The sequence below is a fragment of the Comamonadaceae bacterium OTU4NAUVB1 genome, assembly GCA_024372625.1.
Taxonomy (GTDB): domain Bacteria; phylum Pseudomonadota; class Gammaproteobacteria; order Burkholderiales; family Burkholderiaceae_C; genus Variovorax.
In genome coordinates this window covers 794,488-810,472 of sequence record CP099605.1, presented here as the reverse complement: position 1 = coordinate 810,472, position 15,985 = coordinate 794,488, and the positions used below count along the sequence as shown (strand labels likewise).

12 protein-coding genes are annotated in these 15,985 nt (G+C 71.6%); 4 read left to right on the top strand and 8 right to left on the bottom strand.

The features are described from left to right. Positions 1-4: 4 nt before the first annotated feature. Positions 5-850: a symmetrical bis(5'-nucleosyl)-tetraphosphatase gene (locus tag NF681_07185; GenBank protein ID UST54966.1), complete on the top strand. Its 846-nt coding sequence runs from the start codon at positions 5-7 to the stop codon at positions 848-850. A 56-nt stretch (positions 851-906) separates the two neighbouring features. Here the strand turns inward: NF681_07185 and NF681_07180 are convergent, their stop codons facing one another. From NF681_07180 to NF681_07155, 6 genes are all read right to left on the bottom strand, one after another. Continuing rightward, positions 907-2,481 carry a DEAD/DEAH box helicase gene (locus tag NF681_07180; GenBank protein ID UST54965.1) on the bottom strand — a complete coding sequence of 525 codons (1,575 nt, stop codon included), beginning with the start codon at positions 2,479-2,481 and terminating at the stop codon, positions 907-909. 52 nt (positions 2,482-2,533) lie between these two features. Next, on the bottom strand, positions 2,534-3,406 hold the full coding sequence (locus tag NF681_07175; protein ID UST54964.1) for a neutral zinc metallopeptidase: 873 nt from the start codon (positions 3,404-3,406) through the stop codon (positions 2,534-2,536). A 136-nt stretch (positions 3,407-3,542) separates the two neighbouring features. After that, the gene (gene dcd / locus NF681_07170; GenBank protein UST54963.1) at positions 3,543-4,115 is read right to left on the bottom strand and encodes a dCTP deaminase; all 573 of its coding nucleotides are present in this window, start codon (positions 4,113-4,115) and stop codon (positions 3,543-3,545) included. 170 nt (positions 4,116-4,285) lie between these two features. Then, positions 4,286-5,572 (bottom strand): guanine deaminase, encoded by a 1,287-nt coding sequence (guaD, locus tag NF681_07165; GenBank protein ID UST54962.1) that lies wholly within the window; start codon positions 5,570-5,572, stop codon positions 4,286-4,288. Between the two features lie 95 nt (positions 5,573-5,667). Then, positions 5,668-6,402, bottom strand: a complete 735-nt coding sequence (gene lolD, locus NF681_07160) for a lipoprotein-releasing ABC transporter ATP-binding protein LolD (protein ID UST54961.1) — start codon at positions 6,400-6,402, stop codon at positions 5,668-5,670. Continuing rightward, a complete protein-coding gene (locus NF681_07155; protein ID UST54960.1) occupies positions 6,395-7,651 on the bottom strand; it encodes a lipoprotein-releasing ABC transporter permease subunit in 1,257 nt (418 codons plus the stop codon). Before NF681_07155 ends, lolD begins: the two co-directional genes overlap by 8 nt. Positions 7,652-7,709: 58 nt before the next feature. Between NF681_07155 and NF681_07150 the strand changes: the two genes are divergently transcribed. From NF681_07150 to NF681_07140, 3 genes are all read left to right on the top strand, one after another. Continuing rightward, the gene (locus NF681_07150; protein ID UST54959.1) at positions 7,710-8,681 is read left to right on the top strand and encodes a hypothetical protein; all 972 of its coding nucleotides are present in this window, start codon (positions 7,710-7,712) and stop codon (positions 8,679-8,681) included. 1 nt (position 8,682) lies between these two features. Next, the gene (gene recJ / locus NF681_07145; protein UST54958.1) at positions 8,683-10,455 is read left to right on the top strand and encodes a single-stranded-DNA-specific exonuclease RecJ; all 1,773 of its coding nucleotides are present in this window, start codon (positions 8,683-8,685) and stop codon (positions 10,453-10,455) included. Positions 10,456-10,587: 132 nt separating this feature from the next. Continuing rightward, on the top strand, positions 10,588-11,208 hold the full coding sequence (locus NF681_07140; protein UST54957.1) for a DNA starvation/stationary phase protection protein: 621 nt from the start codon (positions 10,588-10,590) through the stop codon (positions 11,206-11,208). 114 nt (positions 11,209-11,322) lie between these two features. On the opposite strand, the gene NF681_07135 is transcribed toward NF681_07140, so the two are convergent. Further along, positions 11,323-12,321 (bottom strand): response regulator transcription factor, encoded by a 999-nt coding sequence (locus NF681_07135; GenBank protein ID UST54956.1) that lies wholly within the window; start codon positions 12,319-12,321, stop codon positions 11,323-11,325. Then, the gene (locus NF681_07130; protein ID UST54955.1) at positions 12,318-15,980 is read right to left on the bottom strand and encodes an ATP-binding protein; all 3,663 of its coding nucleotides are present in this window, start codon (positions 15,978-15,980) and stop codon (positions 12,318-12,320) included. Before NF681_07130 ends, NF681_07135 begins: the two co-directional genes overlap by 4 nt. Positions 15,981-15,985 lie beyond the last annotated feature (5 nt).

Genomic DNA, 15,985 nt, shown 5'->3' with positions numbered 1-15,985 from the left:
GAACATGGCACTTTACTTGATCGGCGACGTGCAGGGCTGCGACGACGCCCTGGGCCGCCTCCTCGACCGCATCGACTTCTCCGCGAGCCGCGACACCCTGGTGCTGCTGGGCGACCTCGTCAACCGGGGTCCGGCCTCGGCCGCGGTGCTGCGCCGCGTCCAGCGCCTGGGCGCCTCGGCGCGCAGCCTGCTGGGCAACCACGACCTGCACCTGCTGGGCGTGGCCCACGGCGCGCGCCGCGCCGGCCGCAAGGACACCATCGACGACATCCTCGACGCCCCCGACCGCGCGGCGCTGCTCGACTGGCTGCGCCACCAGCGCATGGCCCTGCACCAGGCCATCGGCGGACGCGACCTGCTGATGGTGCACGCGGGCGTGCTGCCGCAATGGAGCGTCGAGCACGCGCTGGCGCTGGCGGCGGAGGTCGAGGCGGTGCTGCGCGGGCCCGACCTGGGCGAGTTCGTGCGCGTCATGTACGGCAACGAGCCCGATCACTGGCACGATGGGCTCACTGGCGCCGCGCGCCTGCGGGCCATCGTCAACGGCCTCACGCGGCTGCGCTTCTGCACGGCCGACGGGCGCATGGATTTCGACACCAAGGACAGCGCCGACGCGCCACCGCCCGGCTTCATGCCCTGGTTCGACGTGCCGGGCCGCCGCACGGCGGCCGCGACCGTCGCCTTCGGTCACTGGTCGACGCTGGGCTGGATCTCGCGGCCGGACCTGATGGCCACCGACACCGGCTGCGTCTGGGGCGGCTGCCTCGGCGCCGCGCGCATCGGCGCCACGCTCGACCAGCGCGAGCACATCGAAGTGACCTGCGAACAGGCCCAGGTGCCGGGCGCCTGAGGCATCGCACCGGGCGGGCCCGCCCCCGGGGCGCCCGATCGCGGCCGGCCCCGTGCTCAGTTCGGCTGGCGGTCCGATTCGGCGGCGCGCGGCTCGTCGGCGGCCTGGGGTTCGACGGCCCGGGGCGCCGCGGCCTTGAACAGCGCGGCGACCTTGCGGCGCGGCTTGATGTTGGCGGAAATGCCGCGCGCGGCCGGCGCGGTCTTCGCCGAGGCTTCCCAGGCGGGCTCGGCCTCGCGCTGCGGGGTCTCGTAGGGCTGCTCGAAGAACGGGTCGCGCGACGCCGAGGCGCCGCGCGCGGACCGCACGCCGCCGGCGCGCGAAACGCCGTTGCCGTTGCCGTTGCCGTTGCCGTTGCCGTTGCCGCCACGCTCGCGCGGAGGCGGTACCTCGGTCAGCGTGTCGAGCGCGTCGCGCACGTCGCCGGTCTCGCCCTCCTCGCGCCAGTGACGGCGTCCGTCGTTGATGCGACCGCGCGGACGGTCCTCCTCGAACTCCATCGCCTCGAGTTCGATCGGCTTCTTGATCAGCTTCTCGATGTCGGCCACCAGGCGCGCGTCGTTGCCGCCGCTCGCGAAGCTCACCGCCAGGCCCGACGCACCGGCGCGGCCGGTGCGACCGATGCGGTGCACATAGTCCTCGGCGTTGAACGGGATGTCGAAGTTGAAGACCGCCGGTACGTCCTTGATGTCCAGGCCGCGCGCGGCGACGTCGGTGCACACCAGCAGGTCGACCTCGCCCTTCTTGAAGGCGTCGAGGGCCTTCAGGCGCTCGTCCTGGCTCTTGTCGCCGTGCAGGGCGGTGGTCTTCATGCCTTCGCGCTCCAGCGAGCGAGCCAGCCGCGCGCAGCCGAGCTTGCTGTTGACGAAGACGAAGGCCTGGGTGATGCCGCGCTGACGCACGATCTGCTTGAGCGCGCGGCGCTTGTCGTCGTCACCGACGCTGAAGAAGCGCTGCTCGACGGTCGAGGCCGTCTCGTTGGGGCGCGCGACCTCGATGGTGACGGGGTTCTGCAGGTAGCTGCCGGCCAGGCGCTTGATCTCGGGCGAGAACGTGGCCGAGAACAACAGCGTCGTGCGCTGCTGGGGAAGGTAGCTCAGGATGCGCTGCAGGTCGGGCAGGAAGCCGATGTCGAGCATGCGGTCGGCCTCGTCGAGCACGACGTACTCGACCTGGTTGAGCACCGCGTTCTTGGCCTCGATGTGGTCGAGCAGCCGGCCGGGCGTGGCGACCAGCACCTCGACGCCCTTCTTCAGCTCCAGCGTCTGCGGCTTCATGTCCATGCCGCCGAACACCACGGCGCTGCGCAGGTTCGTGTACTTGGCGTAGAGCTTGACCTGCTGGGCGACCTGGTCGGCCAGCTCGCGCGTGGGCAGCAGCACCAGGGCACGCACGGGATGGCGCGCGGGCGACATCGAGGCGTTCTCGTGCTTGAGCATCCGCTGGAGCAGGGGCAGCGAGAACGCCGCCGTCTTGCCGGTGCCGGTCTGCGCCGCGCCCATCACGTCCTGTCCCGACAGCACGACCGGAATGGCCTGCTCCTGGATCGGTGTCATGGTTTCGTAGCCCATTTCGGCCACGGCGCGCGCCAGCGGTTCGGCCAGCGAGAGATTGGAAAAAGAGCTTGTCATGAAGCCCTCTATTGTGGCATCCGTCGATGCCGACCCTCATCGCAACGCTGTTTCAGAGACTTTGCGTGGAGAACGTGTCGCAGGATTTGATGTCGCCGCTCTGATAGCCGTTGCCGAACCAGCGCTGGCGCTGGGCGCTGGAGCCGTGCGTGAAGCTGTCGGGCACGACGGCCCGGCCGGCCGAGCGCTGCAGGGCGTCGTCGCCGATCTTGCGCGCGGCGTTCATGGCCGCCTCGATGTCGCCCGGGTCGAGCCACTGCTTGGATTGCTGCGAATGGTGCGCCCACACGCCGGCGAAGCAGTCGGCCTGCAGTTCGACGCGCACGCTCATCGCGTTGTTCTGGGTCTGGCTCATGCGGCCACGCGCGGCGTCGACCTTGGCGGTGATGCCGAGCTCGTCCTGCACATGGTGGCCGACCTCGTGCGCGATCACGTAGGCCTGCGCGAATTCGCCCGGCGCGCCGAGCTGGTTCTTCAGGGTGTCGTAGAAACCCAGGTCGATGTAGACCTTCTTGTCGCCCGGACAGTAGAACGGACCCATCGCCGATTCGCCGGTGCCGCACGCCGTGGGCGTGACGCCCCGGAACAGCACCAGCCGGGGCGCCTGGTAGCTGCCGCCGTTCTGCCGGAAGATGTCGCTCCACACCACTTCGGTGTTCTTCAGCACGGTCGAGACGAAGGCCGCCTCGCGGTCCTCGGGTGGCGGTTTCTGTGCCGGACCCTGCTGCTGGACCTGCGCCTGCTCGCCGCCGCCGCTCAAGAGCCCGAGGACGGTCAGCGGGTTGATGCCGAACACCCAGCCGGCGACGAGCGCCACCGCCACGGTCCCGATGCCCACGCTGCGCCCGCCGATCGGGAATCCGCCGCCCCCGCTGCCGCGGCGATCCTCGACGTTGTCAGACTGCTCGTTGCCTTCCCACTTCATGTCCGTTCCTCCTTCGCGCTCGTCGGGAGCGCGGCGCACGATGATGCGCCAGAACGGGGGCGCCGGCGGCTTGCACCGGCGTCAACGCTTGTAGGAGACGGGCGACTGCGCGCGCCGCGCCCGCGCGTCGCCGCGCTCAGGCGCGCGGCAGCGTGACGCCGCGCTGACCCTGGTACTTGCCGCCACGGTCCTTGTAGCTGACCTCGCAGACATCGTCCTTGTCGCTCTCGAAGAACAGCACCTGGGCGCAGCCCTCGCCGGCGTAGATCTTCGCCGGCAGCGGGGTCGTGTTGCTGAACTCCAGGGTCACGTAGCCCTCCCACTCGGGCTCGAACGGGGTCACGTTGACGATGATGCCGCAGCGCGCGTAGGTGCTCTTGCCCAGGCAGATGGTCAGCACGTTGCGCGGGATGCGGAAGTACTCGACGGTGCGCGCCAGCGCGAAGCTGTTGGGCGGGATGATGCAGCTGTCGCCGTGGAAATCGACGAAGCTCTTCTCGTCGAAGTTCTTGGGATCCACCACCGTGCTGTGGATGTTCGTGAAGACCTTGAATTCCGGGGCGCAGCGGATGTCGTAGCCGTAGCTCGACGTGCCGTAGCTGATGATCTTGCCGCCGTCCCGCTCACGGACCTGGCCGGGCTCGAAGGGCTCGATCATGCCGGTCTGCTCGGCCATGCGCCGGATCCACTTGTCGCTCTTGATGCTCATCTCGCCCCCAGTCTGCGCGCACTGCGTGCCGCTTCGCCAACCCCCCACCAGGGGCAACACCAGCGGCCCGGCAAAGCCGGTTCCGCGGTGTTTCACGAAGGAAGTCCACCGCGTTCGCTGGGGCGGGGATTGTCACATGAGCACCCGGCCGTCCGGCCCGTGATCGGGACTCAGCCGGCCTGCGAGATCACGGTGCGCTCGATCAGTCGGTCGTCGCCCAGCACGATCATGGAGAACAGCAGCTCCTCCAGGTTCTGCGCCAGCGCGGTCTTGCGCGCGAGCAGCGGCGTGGCTCCGGGGTCGATGACGACGAAGTCGGCCTCGCAGCCGGGCTGCAGGTTGCCGATGACGCCGTCGAGTCCCAGCGCCCGCGCCGCGCCGCCGGTGTGGCGCCACCACAGCTGCGACGGGGCGATGCTCACGCCGGGCTTGGTCTGCCCTTCGCGGCCGACGTAGTACGCCGCCATCATGGTCGTGAACGGACTGAAGCTGGTGCCGCCCCCGACGTCGCTGGCCAGCCCGTAGCGCATGCCGACGCGGTCGGCGCCCTCGACGTCGAAGAAGCCGCTGCCCAGGAACAGGTTGCTCGTCGGGCTGACGGCGGCGGCGGTCTTCGTCTCCCGCATCAGGCGGCGATCGTCGTCGTCGAAGTGGATGCAGTGGGCGTACACCGCGCGCTCGCGCATCAGGCCGAAGCCGCGGTAGACGTCGAGGTAGGAGCGCGCGTGCGGGAACAGCTCGCGCGCCCACTTCACCTCGTCCTTGTTCTCGGCGACGTGGGAGTGGATCCAGGTGTCCGGGTACTTCGCCGCCAGTTCGCCGGCGCCTTCGAGCTGCGCCTCGGTGCTGGTGGGCGCGAACCGCGGCGTGATGGCGTAGCCCAGGCGGTCGACGTCGTGCCAGCGGCGGATCAGCGATTCGGTGTCGGCCAGGCTCTGCGCGGTCTCGTCGCGCACGCCGTCGGGCGAGTGGCGGTCCTGCAGCACCTTGCCGCTGATCATGCGCAGGCCACGGCGCTGCGCGGCGGCGAAGAAGGCATCGACCGAGGCCACGTGCGAGGTCGCGAAGGTCAGCGCCGTGGTGACGCCGTTGCGCAGCAGCTCGTCGAGGAACACCTCGGCCACCTCGGCCGCGTGCACCGGGTCGGCGAAGCGGCTCTCGGCCGGGAAGGTGTAGTTCTCCAGCCAGGGCAGCAACCCCTCCGAGGGCGCGCCGATGATGTCGGTCTGCGGGAAGTGGATGTGCATGTCGACGAAGCCGGGCGCCAGGATGCGACCCGGCCAGTGCGTGACATGGGCGTCGGCGTGACGCGGCGCGACGCTGGCATGGTCGCCGGCGTCGACCACGCGCCAGCGGCCCTGCGCGTCGGGCGCGACGACCAGCAGGCCGTCGGTGTCGTACAGGGCGCGGCCGTCGCCGTCGAAGCGCAGGAGGGAGGCGCGATAGGCTTTTTTCATCGTGCGACGAGCCTAGCGCAAGGCGTGCCGGAGCGGATGCGCGAAACCGTATGGGGCTCATGGCGACGCGGCGACCGGCCGCATCACCGTTGCGGTCACGCCGCCGGAACGCCCCCGTCCGCCAGCCGCCCCGTCACCAGCCGCAGCACCCGGTCGCAGCGTCGCGCCAGCATCTCGTCGTGCGTCACCATGACGAACGCGGTGCCGTGCCGGCGCGCCAGGTCGATCATCAGCGCGAAGACGCCGTCGGCGGTCTTGCGGTCGAGGTTGCCGGTCGGCTCGTCGGCGAGCACGCAGTCGGGCCGGGTCACCAGCGCGCGCGCGATGGCCACGCGCTGGCGCTCGCCGCCCGACAGCTCCGCCGGCCGGTGATGCAGGCGCTCGCCCAGGCCGACGGACGTGAGCATGCGGGTGGCCGCGTCCTCGGCCTCGGCCGGCGGCGCGCGGCGGATCTTCAGCGGCATCGCGACGTTGTCGAGGGCGCTGAACTCGGGCAGCAGGTGGTGGAACTGGTAGACGAAGCCCAGGTGCCGATTGCGCAGCCGGCCCTGCTCGGCCGCGTCGGCGTGCGCGATGTTGCGCCCGTGCAGCTCGACGCTGCCGGCGCTGGGCGCGTCGAGGCCGCCCATCAGGTGCAGCAGCGTGCTCTTGCCCGAGCCCGACGAGCCGACGATGGCCAGCGTCTCGCCCGCGCGCACGTCGAGGTCCACGCCGTGGAGCACCGTGAGGTCGATGCGGCCCTCGTTGAAGCGCTTGGTCAGGCCGCGCACTTGCAGCACGACCTTGGCCGGGACGCCATCGGCGCCGGGGGTGGGGGCCGACTCACTCATAGCGCAGCGCCTCCGCCGGGTTGACGCGGCTGGCGCGCCAGCTCGGATAGAGCGTGGCGGCGAAGGCCAGCGCGAGCGAGATCAGGGTGATGGGCATGATGTCCGAGCGCTGCGGATCGCTCGGCATGCGGCTGATGAGGTAGATGTCCTTGGGCAGAAAATTGGCCTGGAACAGGCGCTCCAGTGCCGGCACGATGACGTCGATGTTGGTGGCGATGCCCAGGCCCAGCAGCAGCCCGCCGAGGGTGCCGATGACGCCCACCATCGCGCCCTGCACGACGAAGATGCCCATGATGCTGCGCGGACTGGCGCCCAGCGTGCGCAGGATGGCGATGTCGGCGCGCTTGTCGGTCACGGTCATGACCAGCGTCGAGACCAGGTTGAAGGCCGCCACCGCGACGATCAGCGTCAGGATGATGAACATCATGCGTTTCTCGACCTGCACGGCCGCGAACCACGTCTTGTTCTGCCGCGTCCAGTCGCGGATGAGAAAGGCGCCCGGCAGCGTCGTGGCCAGTTCGTCGGCCACCGCGCGGGCACGGTTGAGGTCCTTGAGCTTGATGCGGATGCCGCTCGGTCCGTCGAGGCGGAAGACGCGCGCGGCGTCCTGCACGTGCACCATGGCGAGGGCCGAGTCGTACTCGTAGTGACCCGAATCGAAGGTGCCCACCACCGTGAACTGCTTCAGGCGCGGCACCACGCCCGCCGGCGTGACCTGCCCGCCCGGCGCAACCAGCGTGACCTGGTCGCCGGTGCGCACGAACAGCGAGCGCGCCAGCTCGCCGCCCAGAACGATGCCGAACTCGCCCGGCACCAGCCTGGCGAGCACGCCCTGCTGCGCGGTGGTGGCGAAATCGGTGACCTGCGGCTCCAGCACCGGGTCGATGCCGCGCACCAGCGTGCCCTTCATGTCCTCGCCGCGCGCGATCAGGGCCTGGGTGGCGATGAAGGGCGCGACGCCGACCACCTCCGGATTGCGGCGGGCACCCGCCATGATGGGGTCGAGCTCGCCCAGCGCCTGGCCGTCGCGCGAGAAGATCTCGATGTGCGAGACCACGCCCAGCATGCGGTCGCGCACCTCCTTCTGGAAGCCGTTCATGACGCTCAGGACGATGATGAGCGCGGCCACGCCCAGGCCGATGCCGAGCATCGAGACGCCCGAGATGAAGGAGATGAAGCCGTTGCGCCGCGTGGCCCGGCCCGCACGCGTGTAGCGCCAGCCGAGCTGCAGTTCGTAGGGAAGGGGCATAGGGGCCGAATTGTGGCACCGCGCCCATCGGCCCCGGCCGCGCAACGACAATGCCCGGATGGCCGAACCCTCCCCCTCCCGACACCTCCTGATTCCGTTCGCCGGGCGCTCCTCGCCGGCGTGCCTCGCCGCGCTCGCCGGCCTGCGGCTGCCCAACCTGGACGCCCTGCTCGGTCGTCTGTCCCTGGCCGACGACGACGCGCAGGCCGCCACCACGCTGTCGCCACCGCACGAGCGCGCCCTGGCCCGCACGATGGGCATCGCGGCCCACGACGGCCTCATCCCGTGGGCCGCCAGCGAGGCGCACCGCGGCGGCCTGACGCGCGCCGACGCCGCCGAGCCCTGGGGCCTGCTCACGCTGTGCCACTGGGAGGTGGCGATCGACGAGGTGCTGCTGGAGGACCCGTCGGACATCGGCATCGACGAGGCGGAATCGCTGGCGCTCCTGGAGGCGGCGCGGCCGCTGTTCCAGAGCGAGGGCATCGCGCTGCGCGGCTCGGCCGTGCCGGGCCGATGGCTGGCGCGCGGCGAACTCTTCCGCAGCCTGCCCACCGCCTCGCTCGACCGCGTCGCCAACCGGCCGATCTCCGAGTGGGCGCCGCTGTCGGACGCGCTGCGCCCGGTGCGCAAGCTGCAGAACGAGATGCAGATGCTGCTCTACACGCAGCCCCTGAACGACGCGCGTGCATTGCGCGGTGCGCGGTCGGTCAATGCGTTCTGGCTCAGCGGCACCGGCGCCCTGCCCAAGTCGGCGCTGGTGACCGAAGTGCCCGCGCCGACGGTGCTCGACGCCCTGCGCGCCAGCGCGCTGGCCGACGACGCCGCCGGCTGGGCGGCGAGCTGGCAGGCGCTGGACGCCGGGCCGATCGCCGCGCTGCGCGCGGAGGAGGCGCGCGGCGCGGCCGTCGCGCTCACGCTGTGCGGCGATCGCGCCGCGCGGCGCTTCGTGCCGCAGCGCCGTGGCGCGGGCAGCTTCCTGCGCGGGCTGCTGCGCCGGCCGCAGGCCGCCGCCGTGCTGCAGGACCTGTGACGTGAAGATCGTCGAGCGCGACGCTCCCCCGCGCAGCGTGTGGGCGCTGGAACAGGCCGGCGTGCACCCCCTGCTCGCGCGCCTCTACGCGGCGCGCGGCGTCTCGGGCAAGGACGAGCTCGACGACGGCCTGGCGCGCCTGCTGCCGCCCGCCGCGCTGCGCGGCACCGGCGCGGCCGCCGTGCTGCTGGCCGACGCCATCGCCGCCGACCTGCGCCTGTGCGTGGTGGCCGACTACGACTGCGACGGCGCCACCGCCTGCGCCGTCGCGGTGCGCGGGCTGCGCCTGCTCGGCGCGCGGCACGTCACCTACCTCGTGCCCGACCGCGTGATCGACGGCTACGGGCTGACCCCGCCGATCTCCGAGCGCGTGGCCGACGGTGGCGCCGACGTGCTGGTCACGGTCGACAACGGCATCGCCAGCGTCGAGGGCGTGGCCGCCGCCCGCGCGCGCGGCCTGCAGGTCCTGGTGACCGATCACCACCTCCCCGCGGCAGTGCTGCCCGAGGCCGACGTGCTGGTCAACCCGAACCAGCCTGGGTGCGACTTCCCGAGCAAGAGCATCGCGGGCGTCGGCGTCATGTTCTACGTGCTGCTGGCGCTGCGCTCCGAACTGCGCGCACGCGGTGTCTTCGACACGGCCAGCCAGCCCAAGCTCGACGTGCTGCTGCCGCTGGTGGCGCTGGGCACGGTCGCCGACGTGGTGAAGCTCGACGTCAACAACCGTCGGCTGGTCGCGCAGGGGCTGCGCCGCATCCGTGCCGGCGCCCTGCCCGTCGGGCTCTCGGCGCTGTTCCGGGCGGCCGGACGCCAGGCCAGCGCCGCCACCACCTTCGACTTCGGCTTCGCGCTCGGTCCGCGCATCAACGCCGCCGGGCGGCTCGCCGACATGACGCTGGGCATCGAATGCCTGCTGACCGACGACCCGGCGCGCGCCGACGAACTTGCGCGGCTGCTCGACGGCATCAACCGCGAGCGGCGCACCATCGAGGGCGGCATGCGCGAGCAGGCGCTGCTGCTGGCCGAGTCGCTGTTCGCCACGCCCGGCCAGGACGGCGAAGGCGATGCCGTCGTCTCCCCGGGCGGCGCTGGACCCGACCTCCATGCCGGCATGCCCGCGGCGATCAGCGTGTTCGATCCCACCTTCCACGAAGGCGTGGTCGGCATCGTGGCCTCGCGCATCAAGGAACGCTTCCACCGGCCGACCTTCGTGTTCGCCGCCAGCGCGGCGCCGGGCAAGTCGCACGAGATCAAGGGCTCGGGCCGGTCGATCCCGGGCTTCCACCTGCGCGACGCGCTCGACCTCGTCGCCAAGCGCCATCCGGGCGTGCTGCTGCGCTTCGGCGGGCATGCGATGGCCGCGGGCTGCACCGTCGCACGCGAGCAGTTCGAGACGTTCGAGCGCGCGCTGGCCCAGGTCGCGCGCGAGTGGCTCGACGCCGCGACGCTCACGCGCCGCCTCGACACCGACGGACCGATCGCCCCCGAGTACATGCGCGTGGACCTGGTCGACACCCTGCACCGCGAGGTCTGGGGCCAGGGCTTCGCGCCACCGACCTTCAGCGACGAGGTGGAGGTGATCTCGCAGCGGCTGGTGGGCGAGAAGCACCTGGCGGTCAAGCTGCGCCACCGGGGCCGTCCGGTCGACGGCATCTGGTTCGGCCACACCGAGCCGCTGCCCTCGCGCGCGACCCTGGCGTTCCGGCTCGACGCCGACGAATGGCAGGGCGTGCGAAAGGTGCGCTTCCTCATCGAGGGCATGCAATCCGACTGACAGCCCGTCGGACAGACACCGACAGTCCGGTGGGTCGCAACTGAGGGCGGGGGGTCAGCCGAATGGACTACGCGACGGCGGCGGGCGACGGCCTAGAAACCCGTCATTCACCTCAACAACGGAGTTTTCCCCATGGCATCCCAAGGTTCGAACAAAGACACCAAGAAGACGAACGACGGCCTCACCGCAGGTAATCCGGACGCCGTCAAGCCTGATCTGGACCAGCCGAGCCACGAGACGCAGAAGTACGGCGAGATCGTCAAACTGCCCAACGGCCTGTCCGAGGACGCCTGCAAGGCCAGCGTCGCCCTCCTGAACCAGTGCCTGGCCGACACCATCACGCTGCGCGACATGTACAAGAAGCATCACTGGCAGGTCGTCGGCCCGACGTTCAACCAGTTGCACCTGATGTACGACCAGCACTTCGAAGGCCAGGTCCTGCTGGTGGACATCCTCGCCGAGCGCATCCAGCTGCTGGGCGGCATCGCGCTGGCCATGGCCGCCGACATCGCCGAGACCACCCGCATCCCCCGCCCGCCGCGCGGCCGTGAACCCGCCGCCGTGCAGATCCGCCGCCTGGCCGAAGCGCACGAGATGATCATCAAGCAGGCCCGCGAGGCCGCCGACAAGGTCGACGAGGTGGGCGATCCCGGCAGCAACGACGTGTTCGTGAGCAACGTGCTGCGCACCAACGAGCTGCAGGTCTGGTTCCTGACCGAGCACCTGGTCGCCGCCTCGCCCGTCGTTTCCTGAGCCTTTCGCGCGTGCGCCCCGGTCTTCGCGACCTGGGCCACGCCACCTCGATCACGCCCCGCACGCGGGGCGTTTTCCGTTGCGGGCCGACGGATCGATCGCCGGGCGCCGGTCCTAGCGCGACTGCAGCGCCCGGATGCGCTGCATCGCGACGCCGGCGGCGGCCGTGCGCGTCTCCACGCCCAGCTTGACGTAGACGCGCTCCAGGTGCTTCTTCACCGTCGCCGGGCTGCTGCCGACGATCTCGCCAATGTCGCGGTTGGTCTTGCCCTTGACGACCCAGTAGAGCACCTCGGCCTCGCGCGCGGTGAGCTTCAGACTCAGGCTGATGGTCTCGATCACGCCGGCGTCGGAGGTCTCGCGCATGATCACCAGCCAGTCGTCGCCGGCGTCGTCGTGGCCGGTCTGCTGGTGCAGGCGCAGGCTCAGGGTGCGCGCGCCCGATGCGATGTCGAGCGCGGGCGGCTCGATCTGGCGCTCCTGCGCGTCGCCCACGTGGCGCCGCAGCCAGTCGAGCACCGCCTGCGGCGCCTGGGGCGCCTGCGTGCCGCAGTAGCGCAGCAGCAGGTCGCGCGCGAGCGCGGTCTGCCAGATGATGCGGCCCTCGGGCAGACGCACCGTGGCGCTGGCGTAGCCGAAGGCGTCGAGCGCGTTGCGCGCCTGCCCGGCCTGCTGCGCCTCCTGCCGCGCGCGCCGCGCGCCCTGCAGGTGCACGTTCATGCGCGCGAGCACCTCCTTGGGCTTGATCGGCTTGGTGACGTAGTCGACGCCGCCAGCCTCCAGCGCGGCGACCAGGTGCTCGGTCTCGGTCAGGCCGGTCATGAAGACGATCGGGATGTGCGCGGTGGCGGGGTCGGCCTTCAGACGGCGCGCGACCTCGAAGCCGTCCATGCCGGGCATCAGGGCGTCGAGCAGCACGATGTCGGGCCGCGCCTGCGCAGCGCGGGCGAGCGCCGCCGCTCCGCTGGTGGCCACCAGCACCGTGTAGCCCGACTCGTCGAGCGCGTCGTGCAGCACGGCGAGGTTGTCGGGCACGTCGTCGACGATCAGCACCAGGTCGCCCTGGGCGGCCAGCGGCCGGGCGGGCGCGGGCACGGTGGCGGAAGCGCTCATGCGTCCATCGCCTCGAAGCGGAACTGCCGCGCGAGCGCGCGCTGCGCGGCGGTCCATGCGGCGCATTCGGGCTGGGCGAGGTCGATGGCGTCGAGCTGGTTCATGACGCCCCGAAAGTAACCCAGTCCGACGGCTTCCCGCAACGCGACCAGATGCGCCGCGGCCGGCCGCACGAGCGCGCCCGCCACGGGCGGGCCGGCGCCGGCGCCGTCCACCGGCGTCTCGCTCCAGCGCAGGGCGAGCCGGCGGCCGAGCCAGTCGATCAGCTCGCTGTGGCGCACCGGCTTGACGAAGAAATCCTCCGGCGCGATGCCCGCGTCGTTGTCCAGCCGCTTGTCGAAGGCGTTGGCCGAGACGACGGCCGCATGGCCCGGCGCCAGCCCGGGCGCGAAGCGCCGCGCGCGCCGCAGCGTCTCCCAGCCGTCGATGCCGGGCATCGCGAGGTCGACGAACATGGCGTCGGGCCGGAAACCGGCGGCGATCAGGTCGAGCGCATCGTGACCGCTCGCGGCCGTGCGCAGCTCGAAGCCCAGCGGCTCCAGCACGCGCACCAGCAGCTCGCGGTCGGCCTCCTCGTTGTCCACCACCAGCACGCGGCGGCGCGGGCCCGCATAGCCGCGCCGTGGCCGGCGCGCGGCGGCGGGCGGACGCGGGGGCGCGCCCGGGCCGGCCAGGGCGTCCGCATGGATGCGCGGCAGGAACAATCGCACCCGGAACACCGAGCCCGCCCCCGGCTGGCTGCGCACCGACATCTCGCCGCCCATCAGGTCGGTCAGCATCTTGGCGATGGTGAGGCCCAGGCCGGCGCCCGGCGCGCGCGGTCCGGCGCCACCCAGCGCGCCGCCCGGGGCATCGCCGCGCGCGAAGGGCTCGAAGATCCGCTCGATCTCGCGCGCCGACATGCCCGGTCCGGTGTCCTCGATCTCCAGCACCGCGAATTCGCGCGCGTAGCTCAGCCGCAGCGCGACGCGGCCGGTGGCCGTGAACTTGATCGCGTTGCCCAGCAGGTTGATCAGGATCTGGCGCACGCGCCGCTCGTCGGCCCGCACCGCCTCGGGCAACTCCCCGGCGGGCTCGTAGCGGAAGGCCAGGCCCTTCTCCGAGGCTTCGAGCTCGAACATGTCGGCCAGCTCGCGCATCGTCTCGGCGAAGCGCATCGGGCGCGCCTGCAGGGTCAGCTTGCCGGCCTCGATGTGGGCGATGTCCAGCGTGCCCTCGATGAGCGAGAGCAGGTGCTCGCCGCCGCGCTGGATCACGGCGACGGCCTGGCGGCGGTGCGGCGGCACGGCGGCGTCCTCGCCCATGAGCTGCGCGTAGCCCAGGATGCTGTTGAGCGGCGTGCGCAGTTCGTGGCTGATGGCGCTGATGTAGCGGCTCTTGGCCTGGTTGGCGTGGTCGGCCGCGCGCCGCGCCTGGTCGGCGGCGTGCTTGGCCTGCTCGGCGACCTCGCGGGCCTCGTCGGCGCGCTGCTTGGCCGCCTGCAGGGCCAGGTCGGTCTCGTGGTGCCGCTCGATCTCGCGCTGCAGCAGGCGGGTCTGGCGGTTCGACTCCTCCTGCGCCACGCGGCGGCTCTGGTGGGCCAGCACCAGCCACCAGGCCACGATGCCGGCGATCAGCAGCAGCGCCATGTACGACTTCAGGAAACCCGAGCGCAGCGACGCCACCTGCGCGCGCAGCACCGCCTCGGCGACCTCGCCCGAGGGCATCGGGCCCAGCGCGCCGTCCGCCAGGGCACGCAGTTCCTGCTGGTAGAGCACGCCGAAGACCGCCGCGAGCAGCGGCACCACCACCCCGGTGATGAGCAGGAAGTGACCCAGGCCGGTGTCGAGGTAGGGCCACACGCGGCGCGGCAGCAGCCAGCGCAGCGCCCCCGACCACTGGCGCGACAGGCTCGCCTGCGGCTTGCACAGGTCGCCGCAGCGCGCGTCGAGCGTGCAGCACAGCGAGCAGATCGCGCCCTGGTAGGCCGGGCAGTGCGCCATGTCGGGCGCCTCGTAGTCGCGCTCGCAGATCACGCAGCGCTGCACCTGCAGGCGCGCCGACGCCAGCGCCCGCGCGGCCGCCGGATCGCGCGCCACGCGGGCCCAGCGCACCGGCCGGGCGATCGCGCCGGGTGCCGGTGCCGCTGGGGCGACCGCGCCGGCGGACCCGGCGTCGCGGCCGGCTCGCGCCGCGTGTTCCGGTCCGCGCGCGAGGTAGTAGCGCCCGCCCGTGGCCCAGGCGATCAACGGCGACGCCACCAGCGCCGCGCCCAGCGCGATGAGCGCCGAGAACGCCTGTGCCAGCGGGCCGAAGGCGCCCAGGTGCGCGGTGATGGACAGCCCCGAGGCCAGGGCCATCGCGCCCACGCCCACCGGATTGACGTCCCAGAGGTGCGCGCGCTTGAACTCGATGCCCGGCGGCGACAGCCCGAGCGGCTTGTTGATCACCAGGTCGGCCACCACCGCCGTCATCCAGGCGATGGCGATGTTGGCGTAGACGCCCAGCACGTCGCCCAGCGCCTCGAACACGTTCATCTCCATCAGCATGAAGGCGATCAGCGCGTTGAAGACGACCCACACCACGCGGCCGGGATGGCTGTGCGTGACGCGCGAGAAGAAATTGCTCCATGCCAGCGAGCCGGCGTACGCGTTGGTGACGTTGATCTTCAGTTGCGAGACGACCACGAACAGCGCCGTCGCCGCCACCGCCCAGCCGTAGTCGTCGAAGACGTACTCGTAGGCCGCGAGGTACATCTGGTTGGGATCGACCGCGCGCTCGGGCGGCACCCGGTGCGTGATGGCCAGGTAGGCCAGCGCCGCGCCGCCCAGCATCTTCAGCACGCCCAGCACCACCCAGCCCGGTCCGCCCACCAGCACGCCGGCCCACCAGCGCGCGCGGTTGCCCGGCGTGCGCGCGGGCATGAAGCGCAGGTAGTCGGCCTGTTCGCCCATCTGCGTGATGAGCGCGATGCCCACGGTCAGTGCAGCACCGAAGAGGTGCATATTGAAGCCGGATGAAGCGCCCTTTACACCACCATAGTGCGTGATGCCGGCGAATGCACCGGGATCGCGCGCCAGCACGTAGCCGAAGGGCACCACCAGCATCACCAGCCAGAGCGGCTGCGTCCAGACCTGCAGCCGGCTGATGGCCGAGACCCCGTGCGTCACCAGCGGAATCACCACCAGCGCGCACACCAGGTAGCCCCACGCCGGCGGCACGCCCAGCGCCAGTTCCAGCGCGTAGGCCATCACCGCCGCCTCCAGGGCGAAGAAGATGAAGGTGAAGGAGGCGTAGATCAGCGAGGTGAGCGTCGAGCCGATGTAGCCGAAGCCCGCGCCGCGCGTGAGCAGGTCCATGTCCACGCCGTAGCGCGCGGCGCAGATGCTGATGGGCAGTCCGGCCAGGAAGATGATCAGTCCGGTCGCCAGGATCGCCCAGAACGCGTTGGAGAAGCCGTACTGCACGAGGAGCGTGGCGCCGACGGCCTCCAGGATCAGGAACGAGGCCGCGCCGCCGAAGGCCGTGCTGGCGACGCGCCACTCCGACATCCGGCGGAAGCGCTGGGGGGTGTAGCGCAGCGCGTAGTCCTCCAGGGTCTCGCTCGCCACCCAACTGTTGTAGTCGCGCCGGACCTTGACGATGCGCTGGGGTGCCTCGTGCGAGGTTCCGATCGGCATGGAAG

Excerpts from the sequence above, each read along its gene's own strand:
- NF681_07185 (UST54966.1), top strand. The coding sequence starts at position 5 with ATGGCACTTTACTTGATCGGCGACGTGCAGGGCTGCGACGACGCCCTG.
- NF681_07150 (UST54959.1), top strand. The coding sequence starts at position 7,710 with ATGGCCGAACCCTCCCCCTCCCGACACCTCCTGATTCCGTTCGCCGGG.
- NF681_07130 (UST54955.1), bottom strand. The coding sequence starts at position 15,980 with ATGCCGATCGGAACCTCGCACGAGGCACCCCAGCGCATCGTCAAGGTC.
- NF681_07175 (UST54964.1), bottom strand. The coding sequence starts at position 3,406 with ATGAAGTGGGAAGGCAACGAGCAGTCTGACAACGTCGAGGATCGCCGC.
- NF681_07135 (UST54956.1), bottom strand. The coding sequence starts at position 12,321 with ATGAGCGCTTCCGCCACCGTGCCCGCGCCCGCCCGGCCGCTGGCCGCC.
- NF681_07140 (UST54957.1), top strand. The coding sequence starts at position 10,588 with ATGGCATCCCAAGGTTCGAACAAAGACACCAAGAAGACGAACGACGGC.
- lolD (UST54961.1), bottom strand. The coding sequence starts at position 6,402 with ATGAGTGAGTCGGCCCCCACCCCCGGCGCCGATGGCGTCCCGGCCAAG.
- guaD (UST54962.1), bottom strand. The coding sequence starts at position 5,572 with ATGAAAAAAGCCTATCGCGCCTCCCTCCTGCGCTTCGACGGCGACGGC.
- NF681_07155 (UST54960.1), bottom strand. The coding sequence starts at position 7,651 with ATGCCCCTTCCCTACGAACTGCAGCTCGGCTGGCGCTACACGCGTGCG.
- NF681_07180 (UST54965.1), bottom strand. The coding sequence starts at position 2,481 with ATGACAAGCTCTTTTTCCAATCTCTCGCTGGCCGAACCGCTGGCGCGC.
- dcd (UST54963.1), bottom strand. The coding sequence starts at position 4,115 with ATGAGCATCAAGAGCGACAAGTGGATCCGGCGCATGGCCGAGCAGACC.